Here is a 14,926-nt window from a genome sequence, read left to right as displayed (position 1 = left end):
CCAGGATGAACATGCAGCACGCGAACAAGACACCGCTGAGCCTCGACCGAGATGCCATCTGGACGCAGCTTTGCGACGAGGCCCGTGCCGCCGTCGCGAACGAGCCGCTGCTGGGTGCGCTGATCCATGCGGGGCTGCTGCATCACCAGAGCCTCGAGGGGGCTCTGGCCTATCGCTTTTCGCTGAAGCTGGCCTCGGGCGAGATGAGCGAGCAGATCCTGCGCGAGATCGCCGACCAGGCCTATGCCGCATCCGAGGAACTGGGCGATGCGGCGCGGGCGGACCTGATGGCCGTCTATGACCGCGACCCGGCGACGCATCGGCTTCTGCAGCCGATCCTGTTCTTCAAGGGATTCCAGGCGCTTCAGGCGTATCGCATGGCGCATTGGCTGTGGAACCAGGGCCGCCGCGACATGGCGTATTTCGTGCAGATGCGCTGCTCGGAATGCTTCGGGGTGGATATCCATCCGGCGGCGCGCATCGGGACCGGGGTGATGATCGATCACGCACATTCCATCGTCATTGGTGAAACCGCGGTGGTGGGCAACGACGTGTCGATGCTGCACTCGGTGACGCTTGGCGGGACGGGCAAGGAGGATGGCGACCGCCATCCGAAGATCGGGCAGGGGGTGCTGATCGGCGCGGGTGCCAAGGTTCTCGGGAATATCGAGGTCGGTCACCATTCGCGCATCGCCGCCGGTTCGGTCGTCGTCCGCGAGGTTCCGCCCTGCAAGACGGTCGCGGGCGTTCCCGCGCAGATCGTGGGCGACGCGGGTTGCCCCGAGCCGTCCCACAGCATGAACCACCTGCTGGGCGGAGGCGACTAGGCCCAGTCGGCCGCGCCGCTTCCGGTCAGCTGTTCCAGGGTCGTGCCCTCGGCCATCAGGCGTTGATCCAGCGCCTGCGCAAGGCGCGGTGCCAGCGACATCCCCTGATAGACGAGCGCGGAATAGACCTGAACCGCCGAGGCTCCTGCGCGCAGCTTCTGCCACACATCCTCGGGCGAGGAAATTCCGCCGACGCCGATCAGCGGCACCTTGCCCCCCGTTTCCAGCCAGAGCCGCGCCAGCACGCGGGTCGAGCGTTCGAACAGGGGCTGCCCTGACAGGCCGCCCGCCTGACCGGCATCCGCGCTGGCCAATCCATCGCGCGACAGGGTCGTGTTGGTCGCGATGATGGCGTTCACGCCGCAATCGAGCGCGACACCCGCGATCTGCGCGATCTCGGCGTCCGACAGGTCGGGCGCGATCTTGAGGAATACGGGCAGCGCGGCATTCTTGGCGTCCCGCGTTCCGATCACATGCTGCAGAAGGGCAGACAGGGCGTCGGCGCCCTGAAGGTCGCGCAGCTTCTCGGTATTCGGCGAGGACACGTTGACCGTGACGAAATCCGCCGTATCCGCTGCGGCGGCCAGAACCTGCGCGTAATCGTCGGCGCGGTCCTGGCTGTCCTTGTTCGCCCCCAGGTTCAGTCCGACGGGAATGCCGCGCGGGCGCGTCTGCATCCGCCCCACCACGGCATCCGCACCTTCGTTGTTGAAGCCGAAGCGGTTGATGATCGCCCGGTCCTGGGACAGACGGAACAGGCGCGGCTTGGGGTTGCCGGGCTGCGGGCGCGGGGTCGCCGCACCGATCTCGATGAAGCCGAAGCCGGATTTCATCAGGGGGGCAATGACCTTGCCGTTCTTGTCGTACCCGGCGGCAAGTCCGATAGGGTTCGGCAGGTCCAGCCCCGCCAGCCGCGTCTGCAGGCGCGGACTGGTGACCGGCGCCCCCGCCAGCGGCACCAGCCCGGTCTGGAGGGCGCGGATCGAAAGGTCGTGCGCGCGCTCGGGGTCCATCCGGTGCAGCGCGGCAAGGCCCAGCTTCTCGACGATACTCATTCCTCGACCCCCGTGACGTGGACGCCATCTGTCAGCGCGATCTCGCGCGACCAGATCACGTCCGACATGCGCAGGTTCCGGTACAGATGCGGAAACAGCGCGCCGCCGCGCGATTCTTCCCATCTGATGTCCCGTTCCATGTCGCCGCTTTCGCAGGCCAGAAGCGTCAGGCCGGTTTCGTTCGCGAAATGCTTCGCAAGCGTTCCCGGCAGCTGCACGGCCGTCGAAAGGTGAATGTAACCGTCGGCAAGATCGACGGGCGCGCCGGGCGTTTCGCCCCGCTGCTGCATGTCGGCCCATTCGGCCGCGCGGAATACCTTATAGATCAGCATGCGGGCATTTGCCGTGCCGTGGCGTCGCCGGTCAAGCGCGAAGTCAGCTTCCGTTTGACCTGTGCCTGCGGGCGGGCCAATCTTTCGACGCCGACCGTCAGGGATTGGAAGGAATCACCCATGATCAGAAGCCTGTTCGCCGCGACCTCTGCGATTGCGTTGATGTCGGGGGCCGCACATGCCGACAGCGTGCTGCATATCCTGCACACCAACGATGTTCACAGCCGGATCGAGCCGGTCAACAAGTACGACAGCACCTGCGACGAGGAGACGAAGGCCGCGAACGAATGCTTTGGCGGCGTCGCGCGCATCGCCTCGAAGATCGCCGAACTGCGCCAGCAGATCGAGGCCGACGGCGAGCCGGTGATCGTGCTGGACGCGGGCGACCAGTACCAGGGCTCGATGTTCTACACGACCTACAAGGGCGAGGAGGTCGTCGAGTTCATGAACGCCATCGGCTATGACGCGATGGCGGTGGGCAACCACGAATTCGACGACGGCCCCGAGGGGCTGGCCGTGCTGGCCGACGGGGTCGAGTTCCCGGTCCTGTCCAGCAACCTGGACCTGTCGCAGTCGGACCTGAAGGACAAGGTCGTCAAGCAGGTGGTGATCGAGAAGGGCGACCAGAAGATCGGCATCATCTCGGCGCTGGCGACCGATACGCCAGAAACCTCGTCCCCCGGTCCCGACGTGATCTTCCAGGACGACATCGAAGCCCTGACCGCCGCCGCCGAGGCGCTGGAGGCCGAAGGCGTCGACAAGGTCATCGCGCTGACCCATGTGGGCTATCTTCGCGATCAGGTCTTCGCGGCAGAGGTGCCGGGCATCGACGCGGTCATCGGCGGCCATTCGCACACGCTGCTGGGCCAGATGGAAGGTGCCGAAGGTGCCTATCCCACCATGGTCGGCGGGGTGGACGGGGTGCAGGTGCCCGTCGCGCAGGCCTATGCCTACAGCAAGTATGTCGGTCATCTGAAGCTGACCTTCGACGACGAGGGCAAGGTCACGGCGGTCGAAGGCCAGCCGATCCTTCTTGACGCCTCGGTTCCCGAGGACGAGGCCATCGCCGCCCGCGTGGCCGAGATGGCCGAGCCGATCGCCGAACTGCGCAGCAAGGTCGTCGCCCAGTCCGCCGCCACCATCGAGGGCGCGCGCGAAGTGTGCCGTCAGCAGGAATGTGCGATGGGCAACCTTGTCGCCGATGCCATGCTGGCCCGCGTGGCCGATCAGGGCGTGACCATCGCGATCCAGAACGGCGGCGGGCTTCGCGCCTCGATCGACGAGGGCGAGGTGACGATGGGCGAAGTCTATACCGTCCTGCCGTTCCAGAACACGCTGGCCACCTTCCAGCTGACCGGTGCCGATATCGTCGCCGCGCTGGAAAACGGCGCCAGCCAGTACGAGGAGCAGGCCGGCCGCTTCGCGCAGGTCGCGGGTCTGAAATACACCGTCGATCCGGCAGCCGAGGCAGGCGCCCGCATCAGCGACGTGATGGTCGAGGATGGCGAGGAATGGGTCGCGATCGACCCCGCCGCGACCTATGGCGTGACCACCAACAACTACATGCGTGGTGGTGGCGACGGGTACTCCGTCTTCGCGCAGAACGGGCAGAACGCCTATGATTTCGGGCCGGACCTGGCCGAGGTCGTGGCCGAATACCTGGGCGCCGTCGATGGCGGTTACGAACCCTATACCGACGGGCGCATCACCGTGAAGTGACGCGTCACGGCGCGGCCCGTTGGCAAGGCGGGCCGCGTCGGCTATTGCACCGGCATGAGGCATGGACTTCCCATAGCTATGGCCGGACAGCGGATCGGAATCCTTGGCGGTTCCTTCGATCCGCCGCATGACGGCCATCTTCAGATCACCCGCACCGCGATCGCGCGGCTTGGGTTGGATCGCGTCTGGTGGCTCGTCTCGCCTGGAAACCCCCTCAAGTCCCACGGCCCTGCGCCGATGCCCGAACGCATCGCGCAGGCACGCGCATTGGCCCGCGATCCACGCATCGTCGTCACGGATATCGAGGCGCGCATGGGAACGCGCATGACCGCCGACACGCTGGCGGGATTGCGGGCCTCCTATTCCGGCGTCGATTTCGTCTGGCTGATGGGTTCGGACAACCTGCTGCAGTTCGACCGTTGGGATCGCTGGCAGCAGATCGCAGACAGCATGCCCTTCGCGGTTCTTGCCCGTCCCGGCACCCGGCTTGCGGCCCGGAACGCACGCGCCGCGCAGATCCTGCGCCCGCATCGACTGCCCGAGGGCGCGGCACGCATGCTGCCCGGCAGTCCCGCGCCGGCATGGGTCTTCCTGAACCTGCCGATGTCGCCTCTCTCCTCCTCCAGCATCAGGGCCACACGATGAGCCTTTCACGCCGCAGCTTCCTTCGCGCGGGGATCGCCTTCGGGGCCGCACCCGGGTTTGCGCTTGCCGATCCGCTTGCCATGCGTCCGCCGGTCAGGCCCGCCATCGATGCGGGACGGGTCGTGGCCGCTGCCGGTCTGGCGGGCGAAGTGGGTCATGCGCTGCTGGATGCGCGGGGCGATGCACTGTCCCTGGGGCTGGCCGCGCGACGCATGGCGCCTGCCAGCACGATGAAGGCGATCACCGCTGCCTTCGCGCTGGACCGGCTGGGGCCGACGCACCGCTTCCGCACGCAGATCCTGCGCGATGGAGATGCGCTTGTGCTGGTCGGTGGCGGCGATCCCGTGCTGAGCACCGATGATCTTGCCGCCCTTGCCGACGCGCTGGTCGCGTCCGGTGTGACGACGCCCGCACGTTTCACGGTCTGGGGCGGAGCGTTGCCCCAACTGCCGCAGATCACCCCCGAGCAGTCGCCGCACCTGGCCTACAACCCTTCGATCTCGGGGATGGTGCTGAACTTCAACCGGGTGCATCTGGGCTGGGGCTCGGGTGGGGCAGGCATGCAGCTTCAGGCGCGTGCGTCGCGGGAATCGCCGCGCGCCTATACCGTGACTGCGGCGGCGGCGGATCAGGCGGCGCTGTTCGGCTATCGCGCGGACGAGGATCGGGAATACTGGACGGTGTCGCGCGGGGCGATCCGGCGCGCGGGCAGCAGGTGGCTGCCGGTCCGCCTGCCCGAACTCTATGCCGCCGACGTGTTCCAGACCCTGTGTCGTGCACGCGGGCTCGTCCTGCCCGCCCCCGAGATCGCCATCCGCGCGCCGCAGGGTCCGGAACTGGCAGGACATGACAGCCCGCCGGTGCTGGAACTGGTGCGCGACATGCTGAAATTCTCGACCAACCTGACCGCCGAGGTGCTGGGCCTGCACGCAAGCGGCCGTGCGGACCTTGGGTCGTCGGGGGCCGCGATGCAGGAATGGCTGGGGGATGCGGGGCAGGGAATGCGGCTGGCCGACCATTCCGGGCTGTCATCCGGCAGCCGGATCAGCGCCTTCGGCATGGCGCGGATCCTTGCGGGACCGGGGCGCGACCTGGACCTGCCATCGGTCCTGAAGCGGAACCCCCTGTCCGAGGATCTGGGCGCCGATCCCGCGCAGACCCACGAGGTGCGGGCCAAGACGGGCACGCTGAACTTCGTGTCGAACCTTGCGGGATATGTCACGACGCGGGGCGGGCAGCAGGGCGTCTTCGCGATCTTCTGCGCGGATCCCGCGCGGCGCGATGCCTCGGTGGGGGCCGAACTGCCCGCTGGCGTCAGCACATGGACGAGGGCGGCGAAATCGCTGCAACGCGATGTGATCGCCGCCTTCGAGGCGACGCTTCAGTCCTGAAGCGTCATGTGGCGCACCCGCGCCGACAGCTCGATCGCGGCGGCGTGGAGGCGGCTGATGTCCAGCTCCTCGCGGATCTCGGCCAGCATGCGGATCTCTCCGTCATACAGGCGGCCGTCCGCCGCGCCCACGTCGCAGGCCAGGGCATAGGCGGTCTCGTACAGGCGTTCGGGCAGCGCATCGCGCAGCAGGCCGAACAGGGCGTCTAGCCCGTCCTCTTCCTCGAACAGGGTCATCACCGTCTGGCTGACCGCGCGGATGCGCTGGTCGTCGTAATCGGCAAAGACCGGCGCGTGGTCGACCATGCGCTGGATCGCCACCAGCTCGGATGTGCGGATGTTGCTGTCAGAGGCGGAAACGGCCACCATCACGGCGACAAGGGCGTCGCAGGGCGACAGGGACGGCAGCTCGGAAGTCATCGGTTTCTCCTTGGTTCCTCATCAGATTATTGACGATGCCTGCGCCTTTCAATAAGCGGGCCGAGCATTCATAGGAGAGATGAGATGAGCACCCTGCGCGACGCCGCAATGCAGTCGAAGGCCTGGCCGTTCGAAGAGGCGCGCCGGGTCCTCAAACGCTACGAGAAGGCACCGCCCGAGAAGGGCTATGTCCTGTTCGAGACGGGCTACGGCCCCTCGGGTCTGCCCCATATCGGTACCTTCGGCGAGGTCGCGCGCACGACGATGATCCGTCGCGCGTTCGAGATCATCAGCGACATTCCCACGCGCCTCATCTGCTTCTCGGACGACATGGATGGGATGCGCAAGGTCCCCGACAACGTCCCCCAGACCGAGATGCTGCGCGAGCATCTGCAGAAGCCGCTGACCTCGGTTCCCGATCCCTTCGGCGAGTACGAGAGCTTCGGCCACCACAACAACGCGATGCTGCGCCGCTTCCTCGACACCTTCGGGTTCGAATACGAATTCATCAGCGCGACCGAATACTACAAGGCCGGGCATTTCGACGCGACGCTGCTGCGCGCCGCCGAGAAATACGACCAGATCATGGAAGTCATGCTCAAGAGCCTGCGCGAGGAACGCCAGCAGAGCTACAGCTGCTTCCTGCCGATCAGCCCCAAGACGGGCCGCGTTCTGTACGTGCCCATCAAGCATGTCGACGCCAAGGCAGGCACCATCACCTTCGACGAGGATGGCGAGGAGATCACCCTTCCCGTCACCGGCGGCCAGGTGAAGCTGCAGTGGAAGCCCGATTTCGGCGCCCGTTGGGCCGCGCTGGATGTAGATTTCGAGATGTACGGCAAGGATCACAGCACCAACACGCCGATCTACGACCGCATCTGCGAGATCCTGGGCGGCAAGAAGCCCGAGCATTTCACCTACGAGCTGTTCCTGGACCAGCACGGCCAGAAGATCAGCAAGTCGAAGGGCAACGGGTTGTCGATCGACGAATGGCTGACCTATGCCTCGACCGAGAGTCTGTCGTACTTCATGTACCAGAAGCCCAAGACGGCCAAGCGGATGCATTTCGACGTGATCCCGAAGGCGGTGGACGAATACCACCAGCAGCTGCGCGCCTTCCCCGATCAGACGCCGGAACAGCAGGCCGCGAACCCGGTCTTCCACATCCATGGCGGCAAGGTTCCGGCATCCGACATGGTCGTGCCCTTCCAGATGCTGCTGAACCTTGCATCCGTCGCGGGCTCGGCGGGCAAGGACGGGCTGTGGGGCTTCATGCAGCGCTATGCCCCCGAGGCCAGCCCGGAAACGCATCCGGGGCTGGACCAGGCCGCGGGCTTTGCCGTGCGCTATTTCAACGACTTCGTCGCGCCGACCCGCACCTTCCGCGAACCGACCGAGGTCGAGCGACGCGCGATGGAGGATCTGGCCGGTCGCCTGGCCGCATGGGACCAGCCCGCCGATCCCGAGGTGCTGCAGTCGATGGTCTTCGCCGTCGGCAAGGAACACGGGTTCGAGCCGCTGCGCGAGTGGTTCGCAGCGCTCTACCAGGTCCTGCTGGGTGCTGATCAGGGGCCGCGCTTCGGCGGTTTCATCGCGCTTTATGGTATCGACGAGACCCGCGCGCTGATCGAACGCGCGCTTGCGGGCGAACTGGTCGGCTGAGCCGCCAAGGCATGCGTCCCGTTGCGGCGGGGCGCGTTGCAACGCCCGCCGGGTTCAGCGGGCGTTAACCTTTTGTGAACTATCTCCTTTCGTCACAGCGCCGGGCGGTTTCGTCCGGCGGTCATGACGATCACGGGGGATAGCCTTATGAACATTGCCGTCACCAACGGGCTCTTGCTGATGCCGCCCGCCTTCCGGGCCGGGTTGAATGCGTGGTCGCAGACGAACGGCACGTCCGGCAGCGCGACCTGGGCCAATGCGGCCAATGCCGCGCTGATCCCCGCGGACTAGGATTTCGGCGCCTGCCTGGAAATCGTCAAGCAGCAGGGCACGACCAGCATCCGCTTCATGGGAGAGACGCCGATGATCCCCGGCGTCTATCTGCGCGTCTCGGCGCGGGTCAAGGCGGTGGCCGGTGCGCTGGCCTCGGCCCGGATCGGGGCCTGGGCGGGCAATGCCGCCCGCAATCACGTGTCCGGCCTGGTCGAGGTCGGCCCCGCCGTCCCCATGACCGCCTATGGCGACATCATCGAGGTCAGCGCGATCATCGGCGTCGGCGCGCGGTCGGGCGTGGACATGAGCTGGGGCACCGCGCCCAGCTTCGGCCATTTCGGCATCGATCTGGTCGGATCCAACGGGGGTGCCTTCCGCATCGAATCCCTGCGGATCGAGGATGTGGCCGCCGCATTCGTGCCGTCGCTGCTGGACTGGGTGGATGTCCGCGATTTCGGTGCCCGCGGCGACGGCGTCACGAACGACCGCGCGGCCTTCATCGCAGCCGACCGTGCCGCCAATGGCGGGCAGGTCGTGGTCCCCGAGGGGAACTTCCTGATCTCGGGCGACATCTCCATCGACAGCCCGATCCGCTTCAAGGGACGCATCACCACGCCCACGGCCACCCGCGTGGCCTTCATGCAAAGCTTCGATTACCCCACCTATGCCAAGGCGTTCGGCGACGAGACCCTTGGCCTGAAGAAGGCGATCCAGGCGCTGCTGGGATATACCGATCACGTGGCGCTGGACCTGTGCGGTCGCCGCGTGGACCTGGACGAACCGATTATGGTCGACGAGATCGCACCGGGTCTGGGCGGTTTCGCCAATCGCCGCGTGATCCAGAACGGCTCGATCCTGGCCAAGCCGGGGGCCGCGTGGAACAAGGGCAGCTGGACCAGCAGCGGCACCTATGATCCGTCCAAACCGCTGATCCTGAGCAATGTCGGCAATGTCGCCGCGATCGAGATCGGCAGCCGCGTCATCGGCAACGGCGTCGGCCGCGAGGCCTATGTCGCCGGTCGCAACATCGCGCAGAAGACGCTGACCCTGTCGCAGCCGCTCTATGGCGGGGCGGGGACGCGGAACTACACCTTCGAGCGCTATCGCTATCTTCTGGATTTCACCGGCACCGAGATCAGCAAGCTGCAGCTGAGCAATATCGACTTTGCCTGCGACGGCGTTGCAAGCGCCGTGATGCTGCCCGCCAAGGGCGAGTTGATCCAGTTCCGCGACTGCCACTTCACCAAGCCCCGCGACCGTGCGATCACCTCGGTCGGGCGGGCGTGCCAGGGGATGCAGGTGGACGGGTGCGAGTTCCTGTCCTCGGACCTGGACCTGCCGGTCGCGCAGCGCAGCACCATCGGCATCAACGTGAACGCGAACGACGTGAAGATCCGCGGCAACCGCTTCGTGCGTTTCGCGCATTTCATGGTCGCGAATGGCGGCGGCCACATGATCTCGAACAACCACTGGTTCCAGGGGGATGGTTCGGGGCAGGGGCTGCGCAATGCCGGGCTGGTGCTGACGCTGACGAACATCCAGACGACCGTTTCCGACAACTATGTCGACAACGCCTCGATCGAGTGGACGAACGAGCACAGCGCCACCCCCGATTTCCGCGGCAACGAATACAGCTTTGGCGGGCTGACGGTGACGGGGAACACGTTCCTTTGTTCCGATACGGCGTCCTGGTTCACCTGGATCACGGTGAAGCCCTATGGCACGGGGCATTTCATCCAAGGGCTGATGGTCGTCGGCAACGTGTTCAAGGCGCTTTACGGCGACGTGGACCGGATCGTCCGGGTGGATACCTCGATCGCGGATCTGGATTACAACCGGATGCGGAACCTGCAGTTCGAGGCCAACACCTTCAACGGGATCAGCACCTATGTCGCCAACCCGCTGATGGTCTAGTACAGCCAGAACAGCGCGGCAAGCACATGGACGCTGCCGGTGATCCAGGGGCTGCCGTTCCAGGGCTGGGCCAAGTCCGTCCTGTCGGTCGTGAACGAAAGCGCGATGTTCAACGGCTCGGGGCAGCGGATCGACGCGACCCCCTATGTCCAGGCGGAACAGGGCGGCAGCAAGCGCCAGTTGCGACTGCAATGGTCCCAGCCGACACGCGGCAGCGTCAGCGTCTATGCCCGGATGGACCGCCCGCAATAGGGGCGCCTGCAAGGTGGGGCCGCACCTGTTGCGACCCCTTTCGTTGTGAACGTTTTACTTGCACGCCGCCTTTTCGGTCAATTCGTTTACAGAAAAATCCTTTTGAAAAAATGACTTAACGCATCGCTGTCCATGTGTTTAACATGTCCCCGGAAGGCGGGTCGGAACCTTGCGTCGCTGCAGCACCGGGTTCCGCCCCCACGAGGAGGGGAACACATGACGGCCGAACAGATCCAGAAGCATCCGATTCCGCAGGGTTTCGACAACGCCCATGCAGGCCCGCAGGATTATGCGCGGCTCTATGACGAATCGGTTTCGGACCCCGAGGGGTTCTGGGCGCGCGAGGGCAGGCGCCTCGACTGGATGACGCCCTTCACCAAGGTGAAGAACACCGACTTCACCTTCGGGCAGGTCGATATCAAGTGGTTCGAGGATGGCGTGCTGAATGCCAGCGTGAACTGCGTCGACCGCCATCTGCCCGCGCGCGCGGACCAGACCGCGATCATCTGGGAACCCGACGACCCCAAGGATCCGGCACAGCACATCACCTATGCCCAGCTGTCCGAGAACGTGAACCGCTTCGCGAACGTCCTCCTCAGCCAGGGGATCATGCGGGGCGACCGGGTCATCATCTATCTGCCGATGATCCCCGAGGCCGCCTATGCGATGCTGGCCTGCGCACGGATCGGGGCGATCCATTCGATCGTCTTCGCCGGCTTCTCGCCCGATGCGCTGGCGAACCGCGTCAACGATTGCGGCGCCAAGATCGTCATCACCGCCGATACCGCCCCGCGTGGCGGGCGTCGCACGAATCTGAAATCGAACACCGATGCGGCGCTGCTGCACTGTTCCGACAAGGTGCGCTGCCTGGTCGTCAAGCATACGGGCGACCAGACGACCTGGATCGAAGGCCGCGATGTCGACGTCAAGGAACAGATGAAGCATGTCAGCCCGGACTGCCCGCCCCGCCCGATGGGGGCCGAGGATCCGCTGTTCATCCTCTATACCTCGGGGTCGACGGGCAAGCCGAAGGGCGTGGTGCACACGACCGGCGGCTACATGGTCTATGCTGCGATGACGCATCAATACACCTTCGACTATCACGACGGTGACATCTTCTGGTGTACGGCGGATGTGGGCTGGGTGACGGGCCACAGCTACATCATCTATGGCCCGCTGGCGAACGGTGCGACGACGCTGATGTTCGAAGGCGTGCCGACCTTCCCCGACGCGGGCCGCTTCTGGGAGGTGTGCGACAAGCACAAGGTCACGCAGTTCTATACCGCGCCGACGGCGATCCGCGCCCTGATGGGCAAGGGGACCGAGTTCGTCGAAGGGCACGACCTGTCCAGCCTGCGCATCCTGGGGACCGTGGGCGAGCCGATCAACCCCGAGGCCTGGAACTGGTACAACGACAATATCGGCAAGGGGAAATGCCCCATCGTGGATACCTGGTGGCAGACCGAGACCGGCGGCCACCTGATCACGCCCTTGCCCGGCGCCACGGAAACCAAGCCCGGATCGGCCACGGTTCCGTTCTTCGGCATCCGCCCCGAGATCCTGGACCCCAGCAGCGCCGAGGTGATCGAGGGCAACGGGGTCGAGGGCGTCCTGTGCATCGCCGACAGCTGGCCGGGCCAGATGCGCACGGTCTGGGGCGATCACCAGCGCTTCATGGAGACCTATTTCCAGCAATATCCCGGCTACTACTTCACCGGCGACGGCTGCCGCCGCGACGAGGACGGGTATTACTGGATCACCGGCCGCGTGGACGACGTCATCAATGTCAGCGGCCACCGCATGGGCACCGCCGAGGTCGAGAGCGCCCTTGTCGCCCACGAGAAGGTCGCCGAGGCCGCGGTCGTCGGTTACCCGCACCAGGTCAAGGGGCAGGGCATCTATGCCTATGTCACGCTGATGAACGGGATCGAGCCTTCGGACGATCTGCGCTCCGAGCTGGAGAAATGGGTCCGCAACGAGATCGGCCCCATCGCCAAGCCCGACCTGATCCAATGGGCGCCCGGCATGCCCAAGACCCGTTCGGGAAAGATCATGCGCCGCATCCTGCGCAAGATCGCCGAGAACGACTATGGCAGCCTGGGCGACATCTCGACCCTGGCCGAGCCCGAGGTCGTCGAGGACCTGATCGAGAACCGCATGAACCGCGGCTGAACGAGATACGCGCGCGACGAAGGAGGAGCGTCGCGCGCGCCAACCGTTCCCGGCTGACCCGCCGGCCAGGGAACGCGACAAGCGAAAGGGGCGGGACCGACATGCCTGAACAGGGAGGGACCTCAGGACATGACTGACAAGCAATCTTCGAACGCCTATTGGCAGGCGAATGTCCGGATCATCTGGATATGCCTCGCGATCTGGGCGCTGGTATCCTACGGCTTCGCCATCATCCTGCGCCCGCTTCTGTCGGCCATCAAGATCGGCGGAACCGACCTCGGGTTCTGGTTCGCCCAGCAGGGGTCGATCCTGGTCTTCATCGCGCTGATCTTCTTCTATGCCGCGCGGATGAACAGGCTGGACCGCGATCACGGCGTGGACGAGTGAGGGGGAACCAGACATGAGCCAGTTTACCCTGAACCTCATCTTCATCGGCCTCAGCTTCGCGCTGTATATCGGCATCGCGATCTGGGCCCGCGCCGGTTCGACCGCCGAGTTCTATGCCGCCAACCGCGGCGTCGGGCCGGTCATGAACGGCATGGCGACGGCCGCCGACTGGATGTCGGCCGCGTCCTTCATCTCGATGGCGGGTCTGATCGCCTTCACGGGCTATGACAACTCGACCTTCCTGATGGGCTGGACGGGCGGCTACGTGCTGCTTGCGATGCTGCTTGCGCCCTATCTGCGCAAGTTCGGCAAGTTCACCGTGCCCGAATTCATCGGCGACCGGTTCTACAGCCAGACCGCGCGGATCATCGGCGTCATCTGCCTTCTGATCATCTCGATCACCTACGTGATCGGCCAGATGACCGGCGTCGGCGTCACCTTCTCGCGCTATCTCGAGGTGTCGAACTCGACCGGTCTGTGGATCGGGGCGGGGCTCGTCTTCGTCTATGCCGTGCTTGGCGGGATGAAGGGCATCACCTACACGCAGGTCGCCCAGTACATCGTGCTGATCATCGCCTATACGATCCCGGCGGTCTTCATCGCGATGCAGCTGACCGGCCATGTGCTGCCGCAGACGGGCCTGTTCGGATCCCTGAACGAGGGCGGCGGCAAGTTCCTGGCGACGCTGGACCAGGTGGTCACGGATCTGGGCTTCAAGTCCTATACCGGGCATCACAAGTCCACGCTGGACATGGTGCTGTTCACGCTGGCGCTGATGATCGGCACGGCGGGTCTGCCGCATGTCATCATCCGCTTCTTCACCGTGCCGAAGGTGTCGGATGCGCGCAAGTCGGCCGGCTGGGCGCTGGTCTTCATCGCGCTGCTCTATACCGTCGCGCCTGCGGTCGGTTCGATGTCGCGCTTCAACCTGACCGCCACCATGTGGCCCGGTGCCGAAAGCGGGCAGACCTTCAGCCAGCCCGCCGTGTCGCTGGACGCGATCGAGAACGATCCCGAAAAGGCGTGGATGCGCAACTGGCAGGTCACCGGTCTTCTCAACTGGGAGGACAAGAACGGCGACGGCATGATCCAGTACTATAACGACGGCGCCGAGAACGAGGCTCTGTCGGCCGTCATCGCCGAGCAGAACCTGCAGGGGAACGAGCTGACGACCGTGAACAACGACATCATGGTCCTTGCCAACCCCGAGATCGCGAACCTGCCCGGCTGGGTCATCGCCATCGTGGCCGCAGGCGGCCTTGCGGCGGCGCTGTCCACGGCGGCGGGCCTGCTTCTGGCGATTTCGGGCGCGGTCAGCCACGATCTGGTGAAGGGCGCGATCAACCCCAACATCAGCGAGAAGGGCGAACTTCTGGCGGCCCGCATCTCGATGGCGGTGTCGATCCTGGTCGCCACGATGCTGGGTCTGAACCCGCCGGGCTTCGCGGCCCAGACGGTGGCGCTGGCCTTCGGTCTTGCCGCAAGCTCGATCTTCCCGGTGCTGATGATGGGCATCTTCTCGAAGCGCATCAACAAGCAGGGCGCGATCGCGGGCATGCTCGCGGGCATCCTGTCCACGCTGCTGTACATCTTCACCTACAAGGGTTGGTTCTTCATCGCGGGCACCAACATGCTGGAGGACACGGCGGCCAACTGGGTGTTCGGCATCTCTCCGGCGTCCTTCGGGGTGATCGGTGCGCTGATCAACTTCGGCGTGGCCTATGTCGTGTCGAACGCCACCGAGGAGCCCCCGCTGGAGGTGCAGGAGCTGGTCGACAGCATCCGTGTGCCGCGCGGCGCGGGCGATGCGGTCAGCCATTGACGACAATGCCCGCCCCCGTCGACCGGGGGCGGGCAGCTTGCGGATGGGGAAGGGCG

General features: G+C 65.5%; 14 protein-coding genes. 11 read left to right on the top strand and 3 right to left on the bottom strand.

What is annotated here, in order from left to right; all coding sequences use genetic code 11:
- Positions 1 to 5 precede the first annotated feature (5 nt).
- Positions 6 to 827, top strand: a complete 822-nt coding sequence (gene cysE / locus F804_RS0108610; RefSeq protein WP_022707347.1) for a serine O-acetyltransferase — start codon at positions 6 to 8, stop codon at positions 825 to 827.
- On the opposite strand, the gene F804_RS0108605 is transcribed toward cysE, so the two are convergent.
- Positions 824 to 1,882 carry a quinone-dependent dihydroorotate dehydrogenase gene (locus tag F804_RS0108605; RefSeq protein ID WP_022707346.1) on the bottom strand — a complete coding sequence of 353 codons (1,059 nt, stop codon included), beginning with the start codon at positions 1,880 to 1,882 and terminating at the stop codon, positions 824 to 826. The genes cysE and F804_RS0108605 overlap by 4 nt on opposite strands.
- Positions 1,879 to 2,214 carry a DUF952 domain-containing protein gene (locus F804_RS0108600; protein ID WP_022707345.1) on the bottom strand — a complete coding sequence of 112 codons (336 nt, stop codon included), beginning with the start codon at positions 2,212 to 2,214 and terminating at the stop codon, positions 1,879 to 1,881. The genes F804_RS0108605 and F804_RS0108600 overlap by 4 nt, the downstream gene beginning before the upstream one ends.
- Before the next feature lie 120 nt (positions 2,215 to 2,334).
- On the opposite strand from F804_RS0108600, the gene F804_RS0108595 reads away from it, so the two are divergent.
- From F804_RS0108595 to dacB, 3 genes are read left to right on the top strand one after another with little or no spacing between them, the layout of a single operon-like run.
- Positions 2,335 to 3,933 (top strand): bifunctional metallophosphatase/5'-nucleotidase, encoded by a 1,599-nt coding sequence (locus F804_RS0108595; RefSeq protein WP_022707344.1) that lies wholly within the window; start codon positions 2,335 to 2,337, stop codon positions 3,931 to 3,933.
- Positions 3,934 to 3,987: 54 nt separating this feature from the next.
- Positions 3,988 to 4,578, top strand: a complete 591-nt coding sequence (locus F804_RS0108590) for a nicotinate-nucleotide adenylyltransferase (protein ID WP_028725796.1) — start codon at positions 3,988 to 3,990, stop codon at positions 4,576 to 4,578.
- Positions 4,575 to 5,969 carry a D-alanyl-D-alanine carboxypeptidase/D-alanyl-D-alanine endopeptidase gene (gene dacB / locus F804_RS0108585; protein ID WP_022707342.1) on the top strand — a complete coding sequence of 465 codons (1,395 nt, stop codon included), beginning with the start codon at positions 4,575 to 4,577 and terminating at the stop codon, positions 5,967 to 5,969. The genes F804_RS0108590 and dacB overlap by 4 nt, the downstream gene beginning before the upstream one ends.
- On the opposite strand, the gene F804_RS0108580 is transcribed toward dacB, so the two are convergent.
- The gene (locus F804_RS0108580; protein WP_022707341.1) at positions 5,960 to 6,388 is read right to left on the bottom strand and encodes a tellurite resistance TerB family protein; all 429 of its coding nucleotides are present in this window, start codon (positions 6,386 to 6,388) and stop codon (positions 5,960 to 5,962) included. The two genes, dacB and F804_RS0108580, sit on opposite strands and share 10 nt — an antisense overlap.
- Positions 6,389 to 6,472: 84 nt before the next feature.
- Here F804_RS0108580 and F804_RS0108575 point away from each other — a divergent pair, with 84 nt between their 5' ends.
- The 7 genes from F804_RS0108575 (at position 6,473) to F804_RS0108555 (ending at position 14,870) form a co-directional block, all read left to right on the top strand.
- Positions 6,473 to 8,050, top strand: a complete 1,578-nt coding sequence (locus F804_RS0108575; RefSeq protein WP_022707340.1) for a lysine--tRNA ligase — start codon at positions 6,473 to 6,475, stop codon at positions 8,048 to 8,050.
- Between the two features lie 147 nt (positions 8,051 to 8,197).
- Positions 8,198 to 8,341, top strand: a complete 144-nt coding sequence (locus tag F804_RS17670) for a hypothetical protein (RefSeq protein ID WP_245540339.1) — start codon at positions 8,198 to 8,200, stop codon at positions 8,339 to 8,341.
- A 57-nt stretch (positions 8,342 to 8,398) separates the two neighbouring features.
- Positions 8,399 to 10,237, top strand: a complete 1,839-nt coding sequence (locus tag F804_RS16050) for a glycoside hydrolase family 55 protein (RefSeq protein WP_245540338.1) — start codon at positions 8,399 to 8,401, stop codon at positions 10,235 to 10,237.
- Between the two features lie 39 nt (positions 10,238 to 10,276).
- Positions 10,277 to 10,489 carry a hypothetical protein gene (locus tag F804_RS17665; RefSeq protein WP_245540337.1) on the top strand — a complete coding sequence of 71 codons (213 nt, stop codon included), beginning with the start codon at positions 10,277 to 10,279 and terminating at the stop codon, positions 10,487 to 10,489.
- 216 nt (positions 10,490 to 10,705) lie between these two features.
- On the top strand, positions 10,706 to 12,661 hold the full coding sequence (gene acs, locus F804_RS0108565; RefSeq protein WP_022707339.1) for an acetate--CoA ligase: 1,956 nt from the start codon (positions 10,706 to 10,708) through the stop codon (positions 12,659 to 12,661).
- A 129-nt stretch (positions 12,662 to 12,790) separates the two neighbouring features.
- A complete protein-coding gene (locus F804_RS0108560) occupies positions 12,791 to 13,048 on the top strand; it encodes a DUF4212 domain-containing protein (RefSeq protein ID WP_022707338.1) in 258 nt (85 codons plus the stop codon).
- Positions 13,049 to 13,061: 13 nt separating this feature from the next.
- Positions 13,062 to 14,870 carry a sodium:solute symporter family protein gene (locus F804_RS0108555; protein ID WP_022707337.1) on the top strand — a complete coding sequence of 603 codons (1,809 nt, stop codon included), beginning with the start codon at positions 13,062 to 13,064 and terminating at the stop codon, positions 14,868 to 14,870.
- Positions 14,871 to 14,926: the final 56 nt, after the last annotated feature.

This window comes from Paracoccus zeaxanthinifaciens ATCC 21588 (assembly GCF_000420145.1).
Classification (GTDB): domain Bacteria; phylum Pseudomonadota; class Alphaproteobacteria; order Rhodobacterales; family Rhodobacteraceae; genus Paracoccus; species Paracoccus zeaxanthinifaciens.
Note: the sequence above shows the minus strand (reverse complement) of the source record. Positions and strands in the feature narration are given on the sequence as shown.

Bases quoted from the DNA above. Each gene is read 5' to 3' on its own strand.
- cysE (WP_022707347.1), top strand. From the start codon at position 6: ATGAACATGCAGCACGCGAACAAGACACCGCTGAGCCTCGACCGAGAT.
- F804_RS0108605 (WP_022707346.1), bottom strand. From the start codon at position 1,882: ATGAGTATCGTCGAGAAGCTGGGCCTTGCCGCGCTGCACCGGATGGAC.
- F804_RS0108600 (WP_022707345.1), bottom strand. From the start codon at position 2,214: ATGCTGATCTATAAGGTATTCCGCGCGGCCGAATGGGCCGACATGCAG.
- F804_RS0108595 (WP_022707344.1), top strand. From the start codon at position 2,335: ATGATCAGAAGCCTGTTCGCCGCGACCTCTGCGATTGCGTTGATGTCG.
- F804_RS0108590 (WP_028725796.1), top strand. From the start codon at position 3,988: ATGAGGCATGGACTTCCCATAGCTATGGCCGGACAGCGGATCGGAATC.
- dacB (WP_022707342.1), top strand. From the start codon at position 4,575: ATGAGCCTTTCACGCCGCAGCTTCCTTCGCGCGGGGATCGCCTTCGGG.
- F804_RS0108580 (WP_022707341.1), bottom strand. From the start codon at position 6,388: ATGACTTCCGAGCTGCCGTCCCTGTCGCCCTGCGACGCCCTTGTCGCC.
- F804_RS0108575 (WP_022707340.1), top strand. From the start codon at position 6,473: ATGAGCACCCTGCGCGACGCCGCAATGCAGTCGAAGGCCTGGCCGTTC.
- F804_RS17670 (WP_245540339.1), top strand. From the start codon at position 8,198: ATGAACATTGCCGTCACCAACGGGCTCTTGCTGATGCCGCCCGCCTTC.
- F804_RS16050 (WP_245540338.1), top strand. From the start codon at position 8,399: ATGGGAGAGACGCCGATGATCCCCGGCGTCTATCTGCGCGTCTCGGCG.
- acs (WP_022707339.1), top strand. From the start codon at position 10,706: ATGACGGCCGAACAGATCCAGAAGCATCCGATTCCGCAGGGTTTCGAC.
- F804_RS0108560 (WP_022707338.1), top strand. From the start codon at position 12,791: ATGACTGACAAGCAATCTTCGAACGCCTATTGGCAGGCGAATGTCCGG.
- F804_RS0108555 (WP_022707337.1), top strand. From the start codon at position 13,062: ATGAGCCAGTTTACCCTGAACCTCATCTTCATCGGCCTCAGCTTCGCG.